This window comes from Microvirga sp. M2 (assembly GCF_047497095.1).
Lineage (GTDB): Bacteria > Pseudomonadota > Alphaproteobacteria > Rhizobiales > Beijerinckiaceae > Microvirga.
On the sequence record NZ_CP134064.1, the window covers coordinates 1487282 to 1507588 of the forward strand.

General features: G+C 63.0%; 20 protein-coding genes and 1 pseudogene. 15 read left to right on the top strand and 6 right to left on the bottom strand.

Going from position 1 to position 20307, the window contains the following annotated elements; all coding sequences use genetic code 11:
- Positions 1–249: 249 nt before the first annotated feature.
- Positions 250–1455: a DUF445 domain-containing protein gene (locus RE429_RS26530; RefSeq protein ID WP_414474706.1), complete on the top strand. Its 1206-nt coding sequence runs from the start codon at positions 250–252 to the stop codon at positions 1453–1455.
- Between the two features lie 183 nt (positions 1456–1638).
- Positions 1639–2145 (top strand): hypothetical protein, encoded by a 507-nt coding sequence (locus tag RE429_RS26535; RefSeq protein ID WP_414474707.1) that lies wholly within the window; start codon positions 1639–1641, stop codon positions 2143–2145.
- Between the two features lie 72 nt (positions 2146–2217).
- Here the strand turns inward: RE429_RS26535 and RE429_RS26540 are convergent, their stop codons facing one another.
- The 3 genes from RE429_RS26540 to RE429_RS26550 form a co-directional block, all read right to left on the bottom strand.
- Positions 2218–5163, bottom strand: coding sequence for a cation-translocating P-type ATPase (locus tag RE429_RS26540; protein ID WP_414474708.1), 2946 nt, complete (start codon positions 5161–5163; stop codon positions 2218–2220).
- A gap of 330 nt (positions 5164–5493) precedes the next feature.
- A complete protein-coding gene (locus RE429_RS26545; protein WP_414474709.1) occupies positions 5494–5799 on the bottom strand; it encodes a DUF5132 domain-containing protein in 306 nt (101 codons plus the stop codon).
- A gap of 70 nt (positions 5800–5869) precedes the next feature.
- The gene (locus RE429_RS26550) at positions 5870–6187 is read right to left on the bottom strand and encodes a DUF5132 domain-containing protein (RefSeq protein ID WP_414474710.1); all 318 of its coding nucleotides are present in this window, start codon (positions 6185–6187) and stop codon (positions 5870–5872) included.
- A 607-nt stretch (positions 6188–6794) separates the two neighbouring features.
- On the opposite strand from RE429_RS26550, the gene RE429_RS26555 reads away from it, so the two are divergent.
- The 7 genes from RE429_RS26555 to RE429_RS26585 all read left to right on the top strand — a co-directional run bounded on the left by RE429_RS26555 (position 6795) and on the right by RE429_RS26585 (position 12985).
- The gene (locus tag RE429_RS26555; RefSeq protein WP_414474711.1) at positions 6795–7049 is read left to right on the top strand and encodes a hypothetical protein; all 255 of its coding nucleotides are present in this window, start codon (positions 6795–6797) and stop codon (positions 7047–7049) included.
- A gap of 231 nt (positions 7050–7280) precedes the next feature.
- Positions 7281–8306: a LacI family DNA-binding transcriptional regulator gene (locus RE429_RS26560; RefSeq protein WP_414474712.1), complete on the top strand. Its 1026-nt coding sequence runs from the start codon at positions 7281–7283 to the stop codon at positions 8304–8306.
- Positions 8307–8332: 26 nt separating this feature from the next.
- A complete protein-coding gene (locus RE429_RS26565; protein ID WP_414474713.1) occupies positions 8333–9289 on the top strand; it encodes a substrate-binding domain-containing protein in 957 nt (318 codons plus the stop codon).
- Entirely contained in the window at positions 9286–10101 is an 816-nt protein-coding gene (locus RE429_RS26570; RefSeq protein ID WP_414474714.1) for an ATP-binding cassette domain-containing protein, read from the top strand. The genes RE429_RS26565 and RE429_RS26570 overlap by 4 nt, the downstream gene beginning before the upstream one ends.
- On the top strand, positions 10098–11102 hold the full coding sequence (locus RE429_RS26575; protein ID WP_414474715.1) for an ABC transporter permease: 1005 nt from the start codon (positions 10098–10100) through the stop codon (positions 11100–11102). Before RE429_RS26570 ends, RE429_RS26575 begins: the two co-directional genes overlap by 4 nt.
- 3 nt (positions 11103–11105) lie before the next feature.
- Positions 11106–12170: a phosphotriesterase gene (locus RE429_RS26580; protein WP_414474716.1), complete on the top strand. Its 1065-nt coding sequence runs from the start codon at positions 11106–11108 to the stop codon at positions 12168–12170.
- 41 nt (positions 12171–12211) lie between these two features.
- Entirely contained in the window at positions 12212–12985 is a 774-nt protein-coding gene (locus RE429_RS26585) for a glutamine amidotransferase (RefSeq protein WP_414474717.1), read from the top strand.
- Between the two features lie 42 nt (positions 12986–13027).
- Here RE429_RS26585 and RE429_RS26590 read toward each other — a convergent pair whose 3' ends face one another.
- On the bottom strand, positions 13028–13924 hold the full coding sequence (locus RE429_RS26590; protein ID WP_414474718.1) for a ribokinase: 897 nt from the start codon (positions 13922–13924) through the stop codon (positions 13028–13030).
- 27 nt (positions 13925–13951) lie between these two features.
- Between RE429_RS26590 and RE429_RS26595 the strand changes: the two are divergent.
- The 3 genes and pseudogenes from RE429_RS26595 to RE429_RS26605 all read left to right on the top strand — a co-directional run.
- Positions 13952–14047: pseudogene (locus RE429_RS26595) on the top strand (BtpA family membrane complex biogenesis protein); the annotation flags it as partial.
- Positions 14048–14177: 130 nt separating this feature from the next.
- Positions 14178–14825, top strand: a complete 648-nt coding sequence (locus RE429_RS26600) for a TenA family protein (RefSeq protein WP_414475949.1) — start codon at positions 14178–14180, stop codon at positions 14823–14825.
- Between the two features lie 17 nt (positions 14826–14842).
- A complete protein-coding gene (locus RE429_RS26605) occupies positions 14843–16099 on the top strand; it encodes a Zn-dependent hydrolase (RefSeq protein WP_414474719.1) in 1257 nt (418 codons plus the stop codon).
- A 100-nt stretch (positions 16100–16199) separates the two neighbouring features.
- On the opposite strand, the gene RE429_RS26610 is transcribed toward RE429_RS26605, so the two are convergent.
- Complete coding sequence (locus tag RE429_RS26610) at positions 16200–16910, bottom strand: L,D-transpeptidase (RefSeq protein WP_414474720.1); 711 nt, start codon at positions 16908–16910, stop codon at positions 16200–16202.
- Between the two features lie 450 nt (positions 16911–17360).
- On the opposite strand from RE429_RS26610, the gene nthA reads away from it, so the two are divergent.
- From nthA to RE429_RS26625, 3 genes are read left to right on the top strand one after another with little or no spacing between them, the layout of a single operon-like run.
- The gene (nthA, locus tag RE429_RS26615; RefSeq protein WP_414474721.1) at positions 17361–17990 is read left to right on the top strand and encodes a nitrile hydratase subunit alpha; all 630 of its coding nucleotides are present in this window, start codon (positions 17361–17363) and stop codon (positions 17988–17990) included.
- Positions 17987–18646 carry a nitrile hydratase subunit beta gene (nthB, locus tag RE429_RS26620; RefSeq protein WP_414474722.1) on the top strand — a complete coding sequence of 220 codons (660 nt, stop codon included), beginning with the start codon at positions 17987–17989 and terminating at the stop codon, positions 18644–18646. The genes nthA and nthB overlap by 4 nt, the downstream gene beginning before the upstream one ends.
- Positions 18615–19016: a nitrile hydratase accessory protein gene (locus tag RE429_RS26625; protein WP_414474723.1), complete on the top strand. Its 402-nt coding sequence runs from the start codon at positions 18615–18617 to the stop codon at positions 19014–19016. Before nthB ends, RE429_RS26625 begins: the two co-directional genes overlap by 32 nt.
- A 360-nt stretch (positions 19017–19376) precedes the next feature.
- Here RE429_RS26625 and RE429_RS26630 read toward each other — a convergent pair whose 3' ends face one another.
- A complete protein-coding gene (locus RE429_RS26630) occupies positions 19377–20033 on the bottom strand; it encodes a hypothetical protein (RefSeq protein ID WP_414474724.1) in 657 nt (218 codons plus the stop codon).
- Positions 20034–20307 lie beyond the last annotated feature (274 nt).

The following is a 20307-nucleotide window of genomic DNA, read 5'->3' on the forward strand; positions in this document are numbered from 1 at the left end:
ATCCTTCGATGACAATCTCCGGGTCCGCCTAACCAATGCTCGACTTGGACGTTAGGTAGATCAGGATACCAGCCATTCAGCTCGCACCATAGGTTTGAGCCTGTCGCCGCCGTATCCGGGCGATGGCTCATTGGACGGACAATTGATGGGTCACCCATGCAGCCGGATAAGCCTCCGCCACCGACAGCGCTGCCACGCTTCGGCGACGAGCCGGACAACAGCTCTTATGAGGAGGGAGCTCGGCAGCGATTGAGGCGCAACCGCCGTTTGGCGACAGGCCTGCTCGTAGCCATGGGAGCAACCTATGCGGCCACCCATCTGGTTCGGGAGCCCGGCTTCGGAATTCTCCTGGTTCGGTCTGGATCCGAGGCCGGGATCGTCGGCGGGCTTGCCGACTGGTTCGCCGTGACGGCGCTGTTCCGCTATCCATTGGGCCTGCGCATCCCGCATACGGCGATCATCCCCAACAACAAGGACCGGATCGGGCGAACCCTGGGTCGCTTCGTCGAACGGCACTTCCTGACGGAGGAGGCCCTGCTCGCGAAGCTGAGGAAGGCACGTGCCGGGCAGCGCATCGCCAAGTGGCTGGCCGCTCCGGAAACAGCTCCCGTGATCGCGGGTACGGTCATTGCTGCGGTGCCCCACCTGATCCGCACCCTAGAGAGCCAGGATATTCACGATTTTGCCAACCGCACGCTCGGCGAACAGCTTCGCCAGACGGATCTCGCTCCCATCATCGGGCGCGCAATCGAGATGACGACCGCGAGCGGGGAGGCGGATGTCCTGTTCGAGCGAGCGATTGGCATTACGGTGCAATGGCTCGACGACAACAGGAGCCAAATCGACGAGCTGGTACGGGAACGCAGCCGGTGGTGGATCCCGAAGACGATCGACCGCCGTATCGCGGCAGCCATTGTCTCCGGCATCATGGATCTGTTGCAGGGCCTAGCTAAGCCGGACAGCGACGTGCGGCTGAAATTCCGGGTAGCCCTTGCGACCCTGATCGACGAACTTCTCAACTCTCCCGAGCAGCGGGAGCAGCTCAACGCCTCGAAGAACCGGATCCTGAGCCATCCTGATGTCCAGGCCTGGATCGCCTCGGTCTGGGGCGAACTTTCGCAAACCATGCTTGATGATCTTGCGGAGCCTTCCTCCAAGATGCGCTCTGCGCTCGAGCAGGGGCTTCACCTCGTCGGCCAGACCTTGGCCGACGACCAAGTCATGCAGGGCCATATTGACGACGCTCTCCAGCGCCTGGCGCGCTATCTTATCACCTGGCGCGGCGAGATCGGCGGTTTCATCGCGGAGGTAGTCAGGAGCTGGGACACCCGTACGGTCACGGATCGGCTTGAGCTCGTGGTCGGGAGCGATCTTCAGTATATCCGGATGAACGGCACCATCGTCGGTGCCTGCGCCGGGTGCCTCATCTTCTTGGTGACGTCCTTCTTGACATAGGACCATCGCTTTACATCGGACCCTCGGCGGAATTCCGGCGACAACTCGGCATCGATTGCAGCAGATCCTTTGGTGTCTGTCATCAAACCTTCGTCTTATGGCCATATAGGCACGTTCGAAAGGCAGCTGGATTGGCTCCTTATCGTAGATGTTTCGCCAATTTGAATCATAAGTATTTTGACCATGCAGCAGCGGCAGCGCGCGTACATTGTCCATCGCATTGTGGGCCGTCTTCGGATCAAGATCCCGGGTCGGCGGCATAACGTCCAATTCTTCCAGAATTTGCGCCGCCGGCTGATCGACCACTCTGAGATCATCGACATCGAGGTCAATCCATGCACCGCAAGTGTCCTCATCAACCATCGCCCGGGCTTTGATTTGGACGTGCTGCGCAATCCTTTCCTGGAACTCGATTTCGAAAGGGTTGCGGTCCCATCGCGGGCACGCTCCGTTGCCGAAAGGCCGGTGGCCCGTCTCGACACTTCCATCCAACGGCTGACAGACGGCAAGGCCGACCTTGCGACGTTCCTGGTGAAGATCGCCCTGGCACTCGTGACGCGGCAGCCGCCGTTCCAGCTTGCAGAATGGATTGCCGAAGTGCTGCTGCGCGCCTTCATCACGTCAAAGGCGGCATTGATTCCGGGTCTTCCGACCTCAAGTGATCCGCGGGGTCTGCCTGCGGCAGCCTAGAGCATCGAACGCAAAAGTGAGTCCACTTTTCGCTCGCGCGGCCCGCCGGGTCCGTACGATGCGCTACGGCGATCAGGGTGATCGTTCCGGCACGAGGGGAGATGGCGGGGAGAAGCTTCCTGATCTGTCTTCAGCTTGTCCACATCCTCGAGAAAAATGCAGGATCTCGGGATTCGAGTCCAGGGAGTTCGAGGCGACTTTCATTGTTTCGTTGAACGCAAACGGCAGCAATCCTCCCACCAGCGTCACAAGGCGGTCGCCGAGACCCAGGGGCGCCAGGCCCATGAGGCCCCGCACGGCGGGCAGGAGCATCACGGCAGCTTGGGCAGCCGCCGATCCGGCTAGGATCTTGGTCAGTGTCGGATTGGGCGGAAGGTGGCCCGGGCGAAAGGCGCTGCCCGTCGCGGATCGACACGTCAGGGCATGAAGCAGCTGAGCCATAACGAGGCTATCGAATGTCATCGCCCGTGCCTGGGGCGAGTCGAGGCCATGGCGGGCGACGCCGAGCGCTCCAGCGGCCATCGAACCAGCCGCCATAGCCGTCGCTTGCACGAACAGGCGGCTAAGATCGTTGCCGTGCACGATAGGCTGACCCGCAGCTTCCGGCAGGCGGCCCATGACGTTCGCATGCGGCGGCTCCAAGGCCAGCCCGATCCCAGGTAAGACGTCCGATATCAGGTTGATCCAGAGAAGCTGCAGCGGTGACAAGGCCCCGCCTGAGCCCAGGGCCGCCGCCATCAACATCAGGAGGATCTCGCTCGAATTGGTGCTGAGCAGGTAATGGATCGCCTTGCGGATGTTGGTGTGAATCATGCGGCTTTGCTCAATGGCCAGGGCGAGACTGCGGAGATCGTCCCGATCCAGGAAAATATCCGCGACCTCCCGGGCCGCTGCCGATCCATCCTGACGCAGGGCGATGCCGATGTCAGCGGCGCGCAAGGCCGGGCCGTCGTTCACACCGTCCCCAACCATCGCGATTCCGATGCCGGACGCCTGCAGGGCATGCACGATCTGCAACTTCTGCGCTGGGCTCATGCGTGTGAAGGCATGAGTTTCCCGGACCGCGCTGGCGAGGCCCGCCGCGTCCAGATGTTCCAGATCCGCCGCGTCCAGAATCTTGATGTCCTCCTGACCGGACAGCCCGATCTGCTCCGCCACGGCTCGGGCGGTCGCGCCCTGGTCTCCGGTGAGCATCACGGTCCGCACGCCCGCCTGCCGCAGCGTGGCGATAAGCTCCGATACCTCCGGGCGGACCGGGTCCGCCATGCCCGTCAAGCCGAGCCAGGTCAGGTTATCGATCCCGCCGAAACCCTGACCGGAACACGCGGGCCCAGGAGCGCCATAGGCAAATCCCAGCACCCGCAGTCCTTGTCGCGCCATGGTCAGGTTGAGACGTTCGATGTCGAGGATGCGAGGAGGCGTCAGCTCCGTTTGGCTACCATCTGACATTGCCTCCCAGCGGCAGCGGGCCAGGACCTCAAGGGGGCTGCCCTTCACGGCCATGAGACCATCGCCGCCATCGGCATGGGTGGTGACCATGAAGCGATAGGCCTCACTGCGGTGCTGCACTGACAGACGGGCAAATTGCCGCCGTAGGACACGAGCATCCACGCCATGGCCAAGGGCTGCCCGAACGAGGGCGTTTTCCGTGCTCGAGCCGTTGAGGACGATCTGACCATCGCTGTCCTCGATCTCCGTGTCGCTGCACAGGCACGCGACTTTCAGCATCTTCTTGAACCGATGATCCTCGTCCACGCTCAGCCTGGCATTGTTCTGATCGACGAAGACACCGCCGTGAGTGCAATAGATGTCATCGCCTATGGCAACGGTCGTGACGGACATCTGGTTGAGGGTGAGCGTGCCCGTCTTGTCGAAGCAGATGGTCTGGACCGACGCGAGCGTTTCCACCGCATCCAAGCGACGGGCCAGAATGCCGTGCTTGCGCATGTCCTCTACCCCGAGCGCCAAGGTGGTGGTGGCCACCATCGGCAGCCCTTCCGGGAACGCGGCAACCGTTAGCGACAACGCGGAGCGGGCGATCTGGAAAAGTGCAAATCCGCGGAGCCAGCCGATGCCGAAGAGCACGCCACCCGCCGCCATGGTGGCCCAGACGAGGGTCCGGCCGAGATCATCGAGTTGGCGCTGAATAGGAGTCTCGGGCGAGACCGTCGTACCGACGAGGCGCTGGATGCGTCCAACCTCCGTCTGTCCGGCGGTGGCGACCACAACCGCCGTTCCACTGCCCCCGGTCACGATGGTGCCGCGATAGACCATGTTGGTCCGGTTGGCGAGCAGGGCAGTTGCGTCGACGGGCGCGCCCGGAGCCTTGCTCACGGGCAGGCTCTCGCCGGTGAGCGTTGCCTCACTGACCATCAGATCCAGGGTGCTCACCAGACGCGCGTCGGCTGGAACGACGACACCGCGGCCGAGCCGAATAAGATCGCCAGGGACGAGAGCTTCCGCCGGTATGTCCCGTGGTTCCCCGTCGCGAACCACTCTGGCAGTTTGCGCAGATGGGAGAGAGAGGCTTCGGATCGTGCGTTCCGACCGGCTCTCCGTTTGGTAACCGATCATTCCGTTTGCCGCAACGACGCCCAGGATCGCGGCGGCTTCGAGAAGGCCGCCGGTGATGACTGAAACAGCGGCGGCCCCTGCCAGCAAGGCGACCGGCAGGCTCTCGAATTGGGCCATCAAGATGCTCAGGTTCGACCGCCCTGGGAGAGGTGGCAAGGCATTCGGGCCGTTGGAGGCCAGACGATTCCGGGCTTCTGTATCAGTCAATCCCCTGTCTTCCGAACTGCCGAGAGCGGAGAGGACCTGCTCGAGCGCCCACTCGTGCCAGGCCGCGGATTGAGGCTTTTGCGATGTCTCTTCTTCCGAAGCGGCGATCTCGCCTCGCAACAGCCCGGAGGCGAAATTGATGATGGTCTGGAGCGGAGCGGCCGGATCGTAACAAACAGTCACGTTACCGGTCAGGCTGCTGGCGGTCGCGCTCTGGACGCCGGGCGCCAGCGCCAATCCCCGCTCAAGAAGCCGCTGCAGCGGTTGAGATCCCCTGAGGCCGCCGATTCGCAGGCGCGCTCGGCCGGGAACGGCCGTGTGAAGCGGTTCAATCAGAACAGGAGCAGGTTGCTCGTCGGACAGCGCATGTTCATCGTCTGCAGCATGCAAGGTTTCGGATGGAGTCGGCTGGCCATCCAGTGGCTGGTGCCTCAGAGACTGGTGCAAAGAAACCCTCCTGAAGTCAGCCGGGAGGGAAGCGGTGCTATCACCACCTACCTTGAAACGGAGCTACTCACGTCATGGGGCAGCTCACGGCGAATGATGCTCTCGGGGCGCGTGCGCTGGCTATGCCGGGGCAGGCCCTTCGGTACGAGCGCTGCGACGACTACGCTTGCTACCCTGCTCGTCACTTTCCTCTCTGGCACTTGCCAGCTCGGCCCGGGCCTCCCCGACAATATCGCCGGTTCTCTCGTTCAGCTCGGTCATCGCCGTGCGACCCTGGTCATACGCGATCAGACCGGCCTTGATGACAGTCTTGGCCAGGGGGCGCAAAACTGTCCCGAGCACGGGAGCAACAACGGCTACTCCCAACCCAACGGCAATCCCAGTGGCCACATTGCCACTCTTGAAGATGTCTTCCACCAGGGACATTTGCGCTCTCCTCTATCGGCCCGTGGCTCGTTCAATGGCTCGTCGGAAAAAGATATGTTTCCAGTGTCACTTAAGCTGACGTCGGTGTTCCGGCTTCCGTCGCACGCTGAGTGGAGGTGCGGGATTCCGGAGTTGTTTCACCCTCACTTCTGCCGTTGGCTTCAGAGAGTTCTGCCCGCGCCTCGGCGACGATGTCGCTCGTTCGCTCGTTGAGCTCGGCAAGGGCCACGCGGCCTTGATCATATGCCACGAGACTGGCTTTGATCACGGCTTTCGCGAGTGGGCGCAGCACAGGAATCACTGCCGGCGCCACAACGGCCGCTCCGATGCCAACCGCCAGACCCGTGACGATATTTCCACCCTTGAACATGTCTTCGAATAGAGCCATGGTGCCTCTCCTCGCCATATCGCGGCTCATTTGCTCTGGCCCAGGTGCTCTGGCCCAGGTCGACAACTCGAAATGGTCTGCTCCCGGCTCGGCAGGAACTCGAAGCTTCCATTCAGAATCCCTATAACGATACGAGCCGGGATCAGCGAGCCGGTTCTGCAGACTCATCCGGTTTAAGCTTTGCCATGAGCTGCGGCGGCGTCACGGTATCAACGCCGCAGGCAGAACAAGCGTTTCGTAAGATTGCGAAAGAGTGCTGACAGCGAACGATCACGGTCGACACTCGTCTCGATGTCCTGCAACCGCCACGACGTTTCCGGACGCGTTCGGAGGCCCGGTAAAAACAAAGGAAGGTCAGCCATGCTGGCGAAGGCCCGACTTGCGTAAGTCTGGATTGCTCAGGAAGTTCTCCTAACGGCCGGCGTTTCGCTGCGGATCGTCCGCGCCGAACGGAAGCTCGGACGGCTCACTCAGCGAGGAACCATGTGTCCCACGGTGTAAACCCGTGTCCTATTGGGTCAAGCGGCGGCCGCGCCAGGATCTAGGATAGGCGACCTGCCGCCGGTTCCCGGCCGGCAGGATCCATCGGTTGCGGAGAGGACACGCGATGAGACATGTTCTGATCGTTCTCAGCCTGCTCGGAGGCTTTTTTGCCCTGAGTACCACCGAGGCCAGCGCAGTCGCCTGCGCTCGAGGCGTGTACCGCGCCGGATGTGTCGGACCCAATGGCGCCGTCGGTGTGCGGCGCGGCTACTACGGTCCCGGCCGAGCGGTTGTCGTCCGCCGCGGCTATTACGGGCCGGTCGTCCGCCGCAGCTATTATGGGCCCCGCGGGGCCGTTGTCGTGCGTCGTCGCTGGTGACGGGCGCGGATCGGCAATGCGCCGCGCCCGTGAGGAGAGTGCCGGATTTTGCGGGACGGTGGGCTGACACTCAGACCGATGAATGTGCAGTCCTTCTGAAGTATACCGCTGAAGTATACCGCTGAAGTATACCGCTGGAGTATACCGATTTTTTTCCACTTGGCGCTTGATTGACAGCGATCCTGGCTTCGCGCAGCTTGTAAACCGCTTTACAAAAATCGCGAGACTGGTGTGGGCAACAGCCGGGGCACAAGTCTGAAGGATGTCGCCGGCGCGGCTGGCGTGTCGGTCGCGACTGTCTCCCGCATGCTGAACGGGACCCTGGAGCTGCCGGCAGAAACAAGGAAACGCGTCCAGAACGCGATCCGAGATCTGAACTATCAGCCCAACCCACATGCGCGCCGGTTGAGCTTGGGCCGGTCGGAAACGATCGGCTTGGTCGTTCCCGATATCGCGAATCCCTTCTTCGCGATGCTCGTCGCGGCTGTTGAAGAAGAGGCGGACCGAAGAGGGCTCTCAGTGGCCCTGAACGCGACGCTGAACAGACCCGGACGCGAGATCACCTATCTTCAGTCGATTGCGCGCAATTACATCGATGGCCTTATCTTCCTGACGAACCATCCCGATGACGGACAGCTGGCAGAGCTGATCAACGAGACCGGCAGGGTCGTGGTCGTCGACGAGGACGTTCCTGGCGCGAAGGCCCCGAAGCTGTTCTGCGATAACGAGTTGGGGGGCCATCTCGCCGGGCGCCACCTCGCGGAATACGGTCACAGGAATGTTCTCTTTGTCGGCGGTCCCGAAGCGATGGTCAGCACCCACCGGCGCTTCAGCGGGCTGGAGCGCGCCATGCGCGGGGCCTTCGGCTCCGCGGCGCACCTCAAGTCCTACAAAGGAGACTATACGGCGAGCTTCGGCCGACAGGCCGCCTGGCGCTTCATCGCTGAAATATGCCCGGCAACAGCAATCTTCGCCGGCTCGGACGAAATCGCCGTCGGGCTTCTGGAGGTGTTCCAGGCGGAGGGCATTCGAGTGCCCGACGACGTCTCCATCGTCGGATTCGACGATATCGGCCCCCTGCATCTTTTTGCGCCTCCGTTGACGGCGATCCGCCAGCCCGTCCGGGCGCTCGGACAACGGGCCCTGTCATTGCTTCTCGAAACAAACTGGCAGGAGAGGGAGCCTCACGTCACCGAGGAGATCCTGCCGGTCGAAATCGTCGTGCGGAAATCCGTTGCGCCGCCGTCGAAACAATAACCTGCGATGGAAACCAGACAGAGGATATGACCATGACCTTGAAACGCAGACCCTTCGCCGCCCTGGGCTTGACGGCCCTCGCGGCTTTCGTCCTCGATCTCTCTCAGGCCGAAGCGCAGCAGAAGAAAACCTTCGCGCTCGTGCAGATCAATCAGCAGGCGCTGTTCTTCAACCAGATGAACGAGGGCGCCAAGAAAGCGGCGGATGCCGCGGGCGCCAATCTGGTCGTCTTCAATGCCAACAACGATCCCGCGGCGCAGAACAGCGCCATCGAGACCTACATCCAGCAGAAGGAGGATGGTCTCGCAGTGGTGGCCATCGACGTCAACGGAATCATGCCGGCCGTCAACCAAGCTGCGCAGGCGGGCATTCCGGTCGTGGCCATCGACGCGATCCTTCCGAAGGGGCCGCAGAAGGCGCAGATCGGCGTCGACAACGCGGCGGCCGGCGCCGACATGGGCAAGTTCTTCCTCGACTACGTGAAGACGAATATGGGCGGCAAGGCGAAGGTCGGCATCGTCGGCGCCCTGAACTCGTTCATCCAGAACGTGCGCCAGGAGGGCTTCGAGAAGACCATCAACGGCGCTCCGGGCATCACCAAGGCCGGCGTCGTCGACGGTCAGAACGTCCAGGATACCGCCCTTGCGGCGGCCGAGAACCTGATCACCGGAAATCCCGACATGACGGCGATCTACGCCACGGGCGAACCCGCGCTGATGGGCGCCATCGCGGCTGTCGAAAGCCAGGGAAAGCAGGAAGGCGTCAAGGTGTTCGGCTGGGATCTCACGGCGCAGGCTATCGCCGGTATCGACAAGGGCTATGTGGTGGCCGTCGTTCAGCAGGACCCCTCCAGCATGGGCGCCGCCGCCGTCACCGCCCTGAAGACGCTCTCGAGCGGGGGATCCGTGGAGCCGACAATCTCGGTGCCCGTCACCATCGTGACCAAGCAGAACGTCGAACCCTACCGGGCTGTTTTCAAATGATGACGGAACGACAGCCCCAGCACGCTGTCGCCGGAGCCGAGGGAGCGATGCTCCCTCGGTCGACCGGATCCGGGCCAGTGCCGCCGCGGGTTTCGCTACGCGGCATCCGCAAGACGTTCGGATCGCATCAGGCTCTGCGGGGCATCGATCTCGATCTTTATCCGGGCGAATGCCTGGGGCTCGTCGGCGATAACGCTGCCGGAAAATCGACCCTGACGAAGATCATTTCAGGCACCTACATCCCCGACGAGGGCACGATTGCCCTCGATGGCGAGACGGTACGCTTCTCCGGTCCCGCCGATGCGCGCGCCCGCAACATCGACATGGTCTTCCAGGATCTGAGCCTGTGCGATCACATCGACGTCGTCGGCAATCTCTTCCTGGGCCGCGAGCTCACCAGGGGGCCATTCCTCGACCGGAAGCGGATGCTCGCCGAGGCGCGGCACATGCTGGATTCGCTGGAGATCCGCATTCCACGCCTGACCGCCAAGGTGGAGAAGCTCTCCGGCGGACAGAGGCAGGCCATCGCCATCGCTCGCGCGGCGTCCTTCGACCCGAAGGTCCTGATCATGGACGAGCCGACATCCGCGCTGGCTGTCGCCGAGGTGGAAGCGGTTCTCGCGCTGATCAACCGGGTGAAGGCGCGCGGCGTTTCGGTGGTGCTGATTACCCATCGCCTGCAGGACCTCTTCCGCGTCTGCGATAGGATCGCCGTCATGTACGAAGGCACCAAAGTGGCGGAGCGGGATATCGGGAAGACGAATCTTGAAGATCTCGTGAAGCTGATCGTCGGTGAGGGAAGCAGACCATGAGTGCCTATACGGAGCGACAGAAGGGATCGCCGGTCGCCGACTTCTTCGCTGAACACGCGCAGGTTCTTTCCATCGCGATTTTCTTTCTTGCGTGCGGCGCCTTCTTCGCCGGCATGACCGACACCTTCATGACGGTGGGCAATATCCTCAACGTGGTGCGCCAAGCCGCGCCGATCCTCGTCGTTGCGGTCGCCATGACCTTCGTGATCATCACGGGCGGCATCGATTTGTCCGTCGGGTCGATGGTCGCGCTCATCAATGCCGTTGCGGCGATCATTCTGAGCATGGGCGTTCCCTGGCCCCTGGTGGTCGCGGCGATGCTCGCTCTCGGCGGGATCATCGGACTGGCTCAAGGGTGGTTCGTGGCCTACCAGGGCATTCCGGCTTTCATCGTGACGCTTGCAGGCTTGTCGATCCTGCGCGGGCTGGCGCTCTATCTCACCCAGGGCTACTCGATTCCCATCAACAACGTGCCAGGCTTCTTCGCCATCGGCCGGGGCGAGTTCCTGGGCATTCCTGTTCCGGCGCTGATCGCCGTTGGCGTGGCGATCCTCGGCTATGTGGTGATCACCACGACCAAATATGGCCGCCAGGTCGTGGCTGTCGGATCCAACATGGAAGCGGCGCGCCGGGTCGGAATGCCGGCGAGGTGGATCGTCGCCTCGGTTTATCTCGTCACGGGCGTGGCCTCGGCCCTTGCGGGATTGCTGATTGCCGCCCGTCTTGGGTCCGGGTCGTCCAACGCCGCGGTCGGCTTCGAACTGCAGGTGGTGGCGGCGGTGGTGCTCGGCGGCACCTCTCTCATGGGCGGGCGCGGCACGATCCTCGGCACGGTGCTGGGCACCATGACCATCGCGGTCATCGGCAATGGACTCATTTTGATGCACATCTCTCCCTTCTTCACCCAGATCGTCACCGGCGCGATCATTCTCCTGGCAATCTGGCTCAATACCCGCATCTTCTCGGCGAACTTCCGCTTCGCCATCAGAAAGGCCAGGTGAGCGATGAGTCGGGAACTCTCGGACGCCCATGTGCGCTCCGGCAAGGTCATGACCGTCACGGGGCTCGTGCCGGTCGATCAGCTCGGTATGACGCTCATGCACGAGCACATTCTCAACGACTGCCGCTGCTGGTGGCACGCGCCGAAGACGCAGGAGCGGCAATACCTCGCCGAGAGTTTCGTCTGCATCGAGATTCTCGGGGAGTTGAGGCAGGACCCTTTCGTCAACAAGCACAACATCACGCTCGACGACGAACCTCTCGCCATCGCCGAACTGAAGTCCTTCGCGGCCGAAGGCGGACGCACCGTCGTCGAACCGACCTGCCAAGGCATCGGCCGTGACCCGCGCGCCCTGCGACGCATCTCCGAGGCGACGGGTCTCAACATCGTGATGGGGGCCGGGTACTATCTCGGCGCGTCGCACCCTGGAAAAGTTGCAGCCATGACGGCCGAGGAGATCGCCGACGAAATCGTCCGGGAGGCGACGCGGGGAGTCGACGGCAGCGACGTCAAGATCGGTCTGATCGGCGAGATCGGCGTCTCGTCCGACTTCACGGAGGAGGAGGAGAAATCTCTCAGGGGCGCGGCGCAGGCTCAGGTGCGCACGGGCCTGCCGCTCATGGTGCATCTGCCCGGCTGGTTCAGGCTTGGACACCGGGTCCTCGATGTCGTGGCCGAGGAGGGCGCGGATCTGCGGCATACGGTGTTGTGCCACATGAATCCTTCCCATGACGATCAGCGGTATCAGCAGGAGCTGGCCGCGCGCGGCGCCTTCATCGAATACGATATGATCGGCATGGATTTCTTCTATGCCGATCAGCAGGTGCAATGCCCCAGCGATGAGGAGGCGGCCCGTGCAATCGTGAAGCTCGTCGAGGCGGGATACGCCGACCGAATTCTCCTGTCTCACGATGTCTTTTTGAAGATGATGCTGACCCGGTATGGCGGCAACGGTTATGCCTACATCCCACGCCACTTCCTGCCGCGCCTGCGGCGGCACGGGTTGAAGGAGGCCATTCTCAATCAGATGATGCAGGACAATCCTCGCAGCGTGTTCCACGCGACCTGAACGCCTTTATCCAAACACACCAACTTGAACATGGTTATGCGATGACAAAGAAAGTTCTGCTCGTCGGCGAAAGTTGGGTCAGCTCAGCCACCCACTATAAAGGCTTCGACCAGTTTGGCAGCGTCACCTTTCACCTGGGTGCGGAGCCGCTGGTGAAGGCCCTGGAGGACAGCGATTTCGCACTGACCTACATGCCTGCCCACGAGGCGGTCGAAAAATTTCCCTACGACATGGCCGAGCTCGACGCCTACGACGCAATCATCCTGTCCGACATCGGCTCCAACTCCCTGTTGTTGCCCCCGGACGTGTGGCTTCACTCGCGGACCGTTCCTAACCGCCTGAAGCTGATCAAGGCCTGGGTCGAAAAGGGCGGCGGCTTGCTCATGGCGGGCGGCTACCTCTCGTTCCAGGGCATCGATGGCAAGGCTCGCTGGCGCCGTACGCCGGTGGAGGATACCCTGCCGGTCAGGTGCCTTCCTTACGACGACCGTGTCGAAATGCCCGAAGGCGCCGTGGCGTCGATTGTACGTCCCGATCATCCCGTTCTGGCCGGACTCGAGGGCGACTGGCCGCTGCTGCTCGGCGTCAACGAGGTCGAGCTGCGCGACCGTGCGGACGTGGAGGTGCTGGCACGCCTGCCCGACGATCAGGGTGGCCATCCGCTGCTTGTTCTCGGCGCCCATGGGCGAGGACGCGCGGCGGCCTGGACATCGGATATCGGTCCCCACTGGCTGTCACCCGCCTTCTGTGCATGGGAAGGCTATGGCCGTCTCTGGAAGAATCTGCTCGGCTGGCTCACTGAGGCACATTCATGATCGTTCGATCCAGAAAGAGGATCCACTTTTTCGCACGATGCGCTAGCGGTCGAGGATTGCAGCGAGCTCCTCGACCGTCGGAAAGGCCGATTGAGTTCCCTGGCGGCTGACCGTGATGGCACTCGCCTTGCTTGCATGCTCGATGGCGGCGTGGTCGAGGGCCGTGCCACGCAGCGCGGCCGATGCGAGTGCGGTCGCCATGAAGGTGTCGCCCGCGCCAGTGGTGTCGACGACCGGACAGCCAACGGCCGGGATGCGGATAAGACGGTCGTCCGTGGCGAGCAGCGCACCATCGCGGCCGAAGGTGAGCACGACCGCTTTCACGCCCATGGCGAGCAGCTTGCGCGCAGCCTGCTCGCCGGTGGCATCCGTGAGGGCCGCCGTCTCTCCTTCGTTGAGAAAGCCGATATCGACGAGGCTCCAGAGATCGTCGAAGAAGGGCCGCAAGGGGGAGGGGTTGAACGCCGTCACCATTCTGCGCGAGCGGGCGGCCTCCAGAACGCCGCGCGTGACGGCATTGGTCAGGTTGCCCTGCAGCACGGCGAGATCGCCGGGCTGTGCATCTTCCAGTGCAGCGACACACTGCGCAACATCCAGGTCCTGGGCGCAATCCGTCGTGGTGACGATGGCGTTCTCGCCATCCAGCGTGGTGAGAATGATGGAGAAATCCGTCGATCGGCCCGCGATCGGAACGAGATGCCGTATCACGGGTTCCGCCGAGAGCCGTTGGCGCACGAGGTCGCCGCGCAGGTCTTCGCCCACACCTGCCACGAGATGTGTGCGCAATCCGCACCGAGCCATCACGATCGCTTGGTTGGCACCTTTGCCGCCGAGGTCGCGGGATTGCGCCGTGCCGAGAATGGACGCGCCCGGTGTCGGCATGGCGCTGACCGCGAGGGTTTCGTCGATGGCGACATTGCCGATGACGTAAGCGTCCATGAGTGCGCTTCCAGAAAGGGATAAGAAATGAATAACATCTCTGGCAAAGCTTCAAGCGCCATAAGTGAAATATTCGGCCCTGACAAAGTTCTCATCGGCATGATCCATTGCCCGGCCTTTCCGGTGGGGTCCGGTGTCGGCGAGAGCAATGGGGCAAAGATCCTCAAGCGGGAAGGCGTGTGCTGGAACCCGGTCGATCCGGAGCGCGTGCGCGCGTTCCGTTCCGCAGGCGAGACGGCGCCGGCGCGTTGAGATCATGGCGGAAACCCTCTCGCAACAGATCCTCCGCGAAAACGGTTCGGTGTTCGGCGCCATGATCGGGCATCGCTTCGTTGAGGACATCAGGCATGACAGGCTGCCGACGGAAGTCTTCGAACGCTATCTCGTCTATGAGAGCGCCTTCGTCGACACGGCGATCTCCATCTTCGCTTATGCGGTCGCCAAGGCCGGGCGGATCGAGCACAAGCGCTGGCTCATCGCGGTTCTCGACGCGCTCGCCAATCAGCAGATCGCCTTTTTCGAAAAGGCCTTCGCGTCGCGCGGCATCAATCCCGAGAGCTTCGACGTGAGCCTGCCGGAGGTAGCAGCCTTCCGGTCAGGCATGCTTGAGATTGCCCGCGACGGCACGTTTCTCGATATCATGGCCGCCGTGTTCGCGGCGGAATGGATGTATTGGACCTGGTCGAAGGAAGCCGCCTCCTGCCGGATCAGGGATCCGCTTTTGAAGGAATGGGTCGATCTCCATGCTCATGTTGATTTTGCCACCCAGGCCCTGTGGCTGAGGGACCGGCTCGACGAGGCAGGTGCGGCGCTCGATGCGGCCGGGCGCGCCAAGCTTAGCCTTATCTTCGGGCGGGCTCAGAGACTCGAGATCGCCTTTCACGACGCGCCCTATCTTTGAATTGTGCGGAGAAACATATGCCCGATCAAGCACAGGTTAACGGTGAGAGGCTGCTGAAGCGCCTCGATGATTTCGCCGCCATCGGCGCCACCCCCGCGGGCGGCGTCAACCGGCAGGCTTTGTCGGTGAAAGACCGGGAGGCGCGGCGCCTTCTGGCGGAGCTCGCCCTGACGCGAGGCTTTCAGGTGTTCCAGGACCCGATGGCCAATCTCTTCATCCGGCGGGGCGGGAGAGGGGACGACGTGCCGCCGTTCCTGATCGGCAGTCATCTCGACAGTCAGCCCACGGGCGGGCGCTTCGATGGCGCGCTCGGCACTCTCGCCGCCTTCGAGGCGCTCGAAAGCCTGGAGGATGCGGGGATCGAGACGGAGGCGCCGCTGGAGGTCGTCGCCTGGACGAACGAGGAGGGGAGCCGTTTCTCTCCGGGCTGCATGGGCTCCATGGCGTTTTTTCTGAAGGCCATCCCGGCGGAGTGGAATGATCTCCGGGGAAGCACCGGTGAAGTCTTCTCAGAAGAGCTGCACGCAACCCTCGAAGCGCTGCCGGAGGCAAGGATGCGGCCGCTGGGTTTTCCGATCATGGGCTACCTTGAACTGCACATCGAGCAGGGACCGTCCCTGGAGCGGGAGAACATCCCCATCGGCATCGTCTATGGCATCCAGGGAACCCGCTGGCTTGAGATCACCATCACCGGTCAGGCGTCCCATGCGGGCACGACGGCGCTTTCCTTTCGCCGCGATCCGATGACCGCCGCGGTCACAGCCCTGAAGACGCTCTTCGATACGGTGATGCCGCAGGACGAGCTCGCGCGCTTCACGGTCGGGCGGTTTGCCGTCGATCCGGGATCCGTGAACGCCGTTCCGGCCTCCGTCACGTTCACGGTGGATCTACGGCATCCCGACGCCCGAACCCTCGATAGGTTGGAAGCCCTGAGTGTGAAGACATGCACGAATGCCGCAGCTTCGGCTGGGTGCAGCGCACAGAGCCGCCGCTTCTCCGAGATGTCTCCCGCCTCCTTCCCGGAGGAGCTGCTTGCCTGTCTCGACCGGGCGGCTCGGGGGCAGATGCTTACGACCAAGCGCATGCTTTCGGGGGCTTTCCACGATGCGTTGTTCATGAGCCATGTCGCTCCCGCCGCCATGATCTTCGTGCCATGCCGCGACGGTCTCAGCCATAATGAGGCGGAGTATGTCGAGCCTGCTCACAGTATCGCGGGCGCGCGGATGCTGCTGGCGTCGACTCTGCAGGCGCTCTCTTCACTCGGGCCCAAATGAGATTGGCGCGCGGGCCACGATGGATCGTGTCTTGCCTGCTTCCAACGACGGCCGGTCAAGGCGCCCGATGCCGAGGCGCGGGACCGGGGCTGGGCAACGGCTATGCGGACAGCACGACCACCTTCGTGTTGACCGGTGTTCGTGAGTACAGGTGGATCATGTCCTGACTGAGGAGGCCGACGCAGCCGCTTGTGATGCCCGAGCCGATCGATTCGGCGTCGCTGCTGGCATAGATCGTGTAGAGCGTGTAAGCGCCGTTCTGATACAGATAGAGCGTGCGGGCGCCGAGCGGATTGTCGAGGCCACCCGGCATGCCGCGGGCGTATTTGGCCGCCTCGGGCTGGCGCCGGATCATCTCCTTGGGCGGGGTCCAGGTCGCCCATTCGGCCTTGCGCCCGACATAGGCGTCGCCGCTCCACCGGAACCCGTCGCGGCCGACATTGGCACCATAGCGGGTGGCGGATCCGTCGTCCTCGATGCGGTAAACGTAATAATTGCCAGGATCGACGATAATCGTACCGGGGGCCTCTTTGGTGTCGTAGCGAACTGTCCGGCGATAATATTTCGGGTCGACCTTGCCGATATCGGCCGCCGGGATCGGGAACTTCTCATCGGGCACCGGCCCGTAGACCTTCGTGGCCTCGGCGAAGCTCATGCCGTCGGATGTCGCGCAACCGGCTAGCCCCAGCGCGCCGACACCGAGAGCCGACCCAACCAGAAACGACCGGCGATCGAGGAGTCCGGCCCGGCGCCCGAGCAAAGCGACCTCGTCTGTCTCTCTGGCGTCGGTATTCCCACCATCCATGATCATGATTTGTCCGTTCCCCATGTCCTAGCGCCCGACGAGAAAATAGTCCGGCATACACCCGCTGAACGTCTTGCCGATCTGAGATTGCCGTCGCACGGCTCGATTGGCAAGGCTGGCTCTTCGCCGCGCGGAGCTTGCCATGCACCAAAGGCGATGACGTCCACCCATGCTTTCAGCGCTTGCCTGGGGCGGCGACGGCTCCGTTGCGGGCCCGGCGGCGGAACAAGGTGCCCCCTCCCGCGGGGCGCCGCCCGGTGCCGGTACTCTCGGCAGTTCCGGCGGTGTGAGGGGCTGGCGGCATAGGCTCTTTGAGCCATTTTCTACAGGAGCCCATAGAAGGCCGAGCGCTCTCTGCCGCTGCCGAAAGGCGAGCCGGGTGCTCCAAGGCTGGCCTCGCCCCTGTCCCCCGGGTACCATGGTCGCGACTCATCCGAGCAGGCGAGGGGAGTACGTATGGGGCACGACCATCATCATCACGATCATGACGACCACAGCCACCTCTCCGAGATTGAACTTCGGGTGCGTGCGCTCGAATCAATCCTGGTCGAGAAGGGCTATGTCGATCCAGCCGCCATCGATGCGCTGGTCGAGACCTATGAGGTCAAGGTCGGACCACGCAACGGCGCCAAGGTGGTCGCCAAAGCCTGGGCCGACCCGGGCTACCGAGAGTGGCTCCGAACCGACGCGACCGCTGCAATCGCGTCCCTCGGCTTCATCGGTCGCCAGGGCGAGCACATGGTCGCGGTCGAGAACACGCCCGATCGGCACAACATGGTCGTGTGCACCCTGTGCTCCTGCTACCCGTGGCCGGTGCTGGGCCTTCCTCCCGTCTGGTACAAGTCCGCCCCCTATCGCTCCCGCGCCGTACTCGATCCTCGCGGGGTTCTCGCCGAGTTTGGAGTATCCCTGCCGGAGACCACCCGCATCCGTGTTTGGGACTCGACCGCGGAGGTCAGGTACCTCGTGATCCCGATGCGCCCTGAGGGTACCGAGGGCATGGGCGAGGAGGCATTGGCCGACCTTGTCACCCGGGACTCCATGATCGGCACCGGTCTCGCCCTCCAGCCGGAGGCAGCCCGATGAACGGCGCGCAGGACCTCGGCGGCATGATGGGCTTTGGCCCGATCCAGGTCGAGAAGGACGAGCCCTGGTTCCACGCCGAGTGGGAGCGGCGCGCCTTTGGTCTGACCCTTGCCATGGGGGCGACAGGAAGCTGGAACCTCGACATGAGCCGGCATGCCAGAGAGAGCCTGCCACCACCGGAGTATCTTACCTCGAGCTACTACGAGATCTGGACGAAGGGTGTCGAAAAGCTGGTTGTTGCAGGCGGGCTCGTCTCTTCGGAGGAACTGACGCGTGGACGGGCACTGGCGGAGCCAGCGCCGATCAAGCGGGTGCTCAAGGCGGAGGACGTGCCGGCAATGTTGGCCCGCGGCGGCCCGGCAGAGCGCCCGATCGAGAAGCCGGCGCGCTTTGCCGTTGGTGACCGGGTCCGCACCCGTAACATGCATCCCCAAGGCCACACCCGCCTGCCGCGCTATGCCCGCGGCAAGATTGGGATCGTGGAACTGGTGCATCATGCCCATGTGTTCCCGGATGCGAATGCACACGGCCAAGGCGAGCAGCCGCAATGGCTCTACACCATCTGCTTCCTGGGTCGGGAGCTGTGGGGCGAGCAGGCGGATCCGACTATCAGTGTCTCGGTCGATGCCTGGGAGAGCTACCTTGAGCCGGCATGAAGATTTGACCCGTGTGGCCGCGGCGGTTGCGCCGATCCCCCGCGACGAGGATGGAGAGCCTGTCTTCCGCGAGCCGTGGGAGGCTCAGGCCTTCGCGATGACGTTGGCCCTGTACGAGCGGGGTCTGTTTACCTGGACGGAATGGGCAGCAGCGCTGTCGGCCGCGATCAGGCGCGCCCAGGCAGCGGGGGATTGCGACGACGGTTCGACTTACTATCAGCACTGGCTGGCCGCGATCGAGCAGTTGGTCGGCGACAAAGGCATTGCAACCGAGCAGGCGCTGTCGGAGCGCCGGGACGCATGGGACCGTGCGGCACATGCGACGCCACATGGGCAGCCGATCCTGCTCGAGAATGATCCGCTTCGCTGATCCGAGAGACAAATCTGCATGCATGGTAATGAACGGCAGGTCGGCCGGAACGCGTCCAAACCGGCCAAACCGGCCAAACCGGCCAAACCGGAATGTATCGATATAGCGATAAGACAATCGGGGCGCACTCGCGGCTGGGCGAAGGCGGCGTGATCGCCACAGTCGAGGGCAGCACGATCACAGCGGAATGCCGGAAGGAGCCTCGTCACCAACTGCGCCGCTGTCAGGACGAAATGCACATCGCCTTTAGCCAACAATGAGGACAGCGCCACGCGCTCCCTACGTGCCCCTCCTGCAATGGACGAGGAAGCCCCCGGCGTGTCCGCCGGGGGCCTGTTGCAATGGCTTGTTCGTCACATTTTAGAGCTGGAAGTCGACGCTGCTGGCAATTTGGGCATGAATGGCATCTACCAGCTTGTGCACCTCCTGAGAGGTGACGTGATGTTCGCCGGCGTAGTCCTGCAGTTGATGGGCAATGGCAGAAATCTCGCCGCCCAGTGCCGACCAGCTATCTGTGCTGTGAGCATTCGAGAGTAGCTCGGAGATCATATCAGAGACAGATCCGTCGGTGGAGTGGGCGTGAGCCGGGAACGCGAACGCGTTGTCGGAGAGATGGCCCCGGTGGCCGGTCGAAGCCGAGGCTGCGGTGGCATCATCCGCCTGGGTCGCAACGGTCGCGTCCGTGCTGCCGGTGGTCGTGGCATCATCAGCCTGCGTTGCAACAGTCGCGTCCGTGCTGGTGGCGTGCGCGGCATCATCAGCCTGCGTTGCGGCGGTCGCGTCCGTGCTGCCGGCGGTCGTGGCATCAGCCTGCGTCGCAACAGTCGCGTCCGTGCTGGTGGCGTGCGCGGCATCATCAGCCTGCGTTGCGGCGGTCACGTCGGCGCTGCCGGTGGTCGTGGCATCATCAGCCTGGGTCGCAACAGTCGCGTCGGTGCCGCCGATGGTGGTGACACCATCCGCCTGGGTCGCAGCGGTCGGGTCCGTGCTGGAGGCTTCATGCAGCACATGGTGCAAGTGATTGTGATGGTGGTCCGAGCGGCGTTCTAGGCTAATTTCACTCGAACGGAGGGTTGGTTGCCCACGCGTCGTAGATTGCGTGCTAGAATAATCAACAAAATGAGAAGTTGTATGTTGAAAAGTATTAGCCATAAAGTCCTCTTCTTCTTTACATAAGAGAGCTGTTCAGACTCGACATCTGAGGGCTGTGAGAAAAATGCCTGAATGTGGCGACAAGACGCCCGTCATTGGGTAATGTTTTGCCGGTTCGGCGGACCTCTGTTTGGAAGGA

Bases quoted from the DNA above. Each gene is read 5' to 3' on its own strand.
- RE429_RS26535 (WP_414474707.1), top strand. From the start codon at position 1,639: ATGCAGCAGCGGCAGCGCGCGTACATTGTCCATCGCATTGTGGGCCGT.
- RE429_RS26545 (WP_414474709.1), bottom strand. From the start codon at position 5,799: ATGTCCCTGGTGGAAGACATCTTCAAGAGTGGCAATGTGGCCACTGGG.
- RE429_RS26550 (WP_414474710.1), bottom strand. From the start codon at position 6,187: ATGGCTCTATTCGAAGACATGTTCAAGGGTGGAAATATCGTCACGGGT.
- RE429_RS26555 (WP_414474711.1), top strand. From the start codon at position 6,795: ATGAGACATGTTCTGATCGTTCTCAGCCTGCTCGGAGGCTTTTTTGCC.
- RE429_RS26565 (WP_414474713.1), top strand. From the start codon at position 8,333: ATGACCATGACCTTGAAACGCAGACCCTTCGCCGCCCTGGGCTTGACG.
- RE429_RS26570 (WP_414474714.1), top strand. From the start codon at position 9,286: ATGATGACGGAACGACAGCCCCAGCACGCTGTCGCCGGAGCCGAGGGA.
- RE429_RS26575 (WP_414474715.1), top strand. From the start codon at position 10,098: ATGAGTGCCTATACGGAGCGACAGAAGGGATCGCCGGTCGCCGACTTC.
- RE429_RS26580 (WP_414474716.1), top strand. From the start codon at position 11,106: ATGAGTCGGGAACTCTCGGACGCCCATGTGCGCTCCGGCAAGGTCATG.
- RE429_RS26585 (WP_414474717.1), top strand. From the start codon at position 12,212: ATGACAAAGAAAGTTCTGCTCGTCGGCGAAAGTTGGGTCAGCTCAGCC.
- RE429_RS26590 (WP_414474718.1), bottom strand. From the start codon at position 13,924: ATGGACGCTTACGTCATCGGCAATGTCGCCATCGACGAAACCCTCGCG.
- RE429_RS26605 (WP_414474719.1), top strand. From the start codon at position 14,843: ATGCCCGATCAAGCACAGGTTAACGGTGAGAGGCTGCTGAAGCGCCTC.
- RE429_RS26610 (WP_414474720.1), bottom strand. From the start codon at position 16,910: ATGATCATGGATGGTGGGAATACCGACGCCAGAGAGACAGACGAGGTC.
- nthA (WP_414474721.1), top strand. From the start codon at position 17,361: ATGGGGCACGACCATCATCATCACGATCATGACGACCACAGCCACCTC.
- nthB (WP_414474722.1), top strand. From the start codon at position 17,987: ATGAACGGCGCGCAGGACCTCGGCGGCATGATGGGCTTTGGCCCGATC.
- RE429_RS26625 (WP_414474723.1), top strand. From the start codon at position 18,615: ATGCCTGGGAGAGCTACCTTGAGCCGGCATGAAGATTTGACCCGTGTG.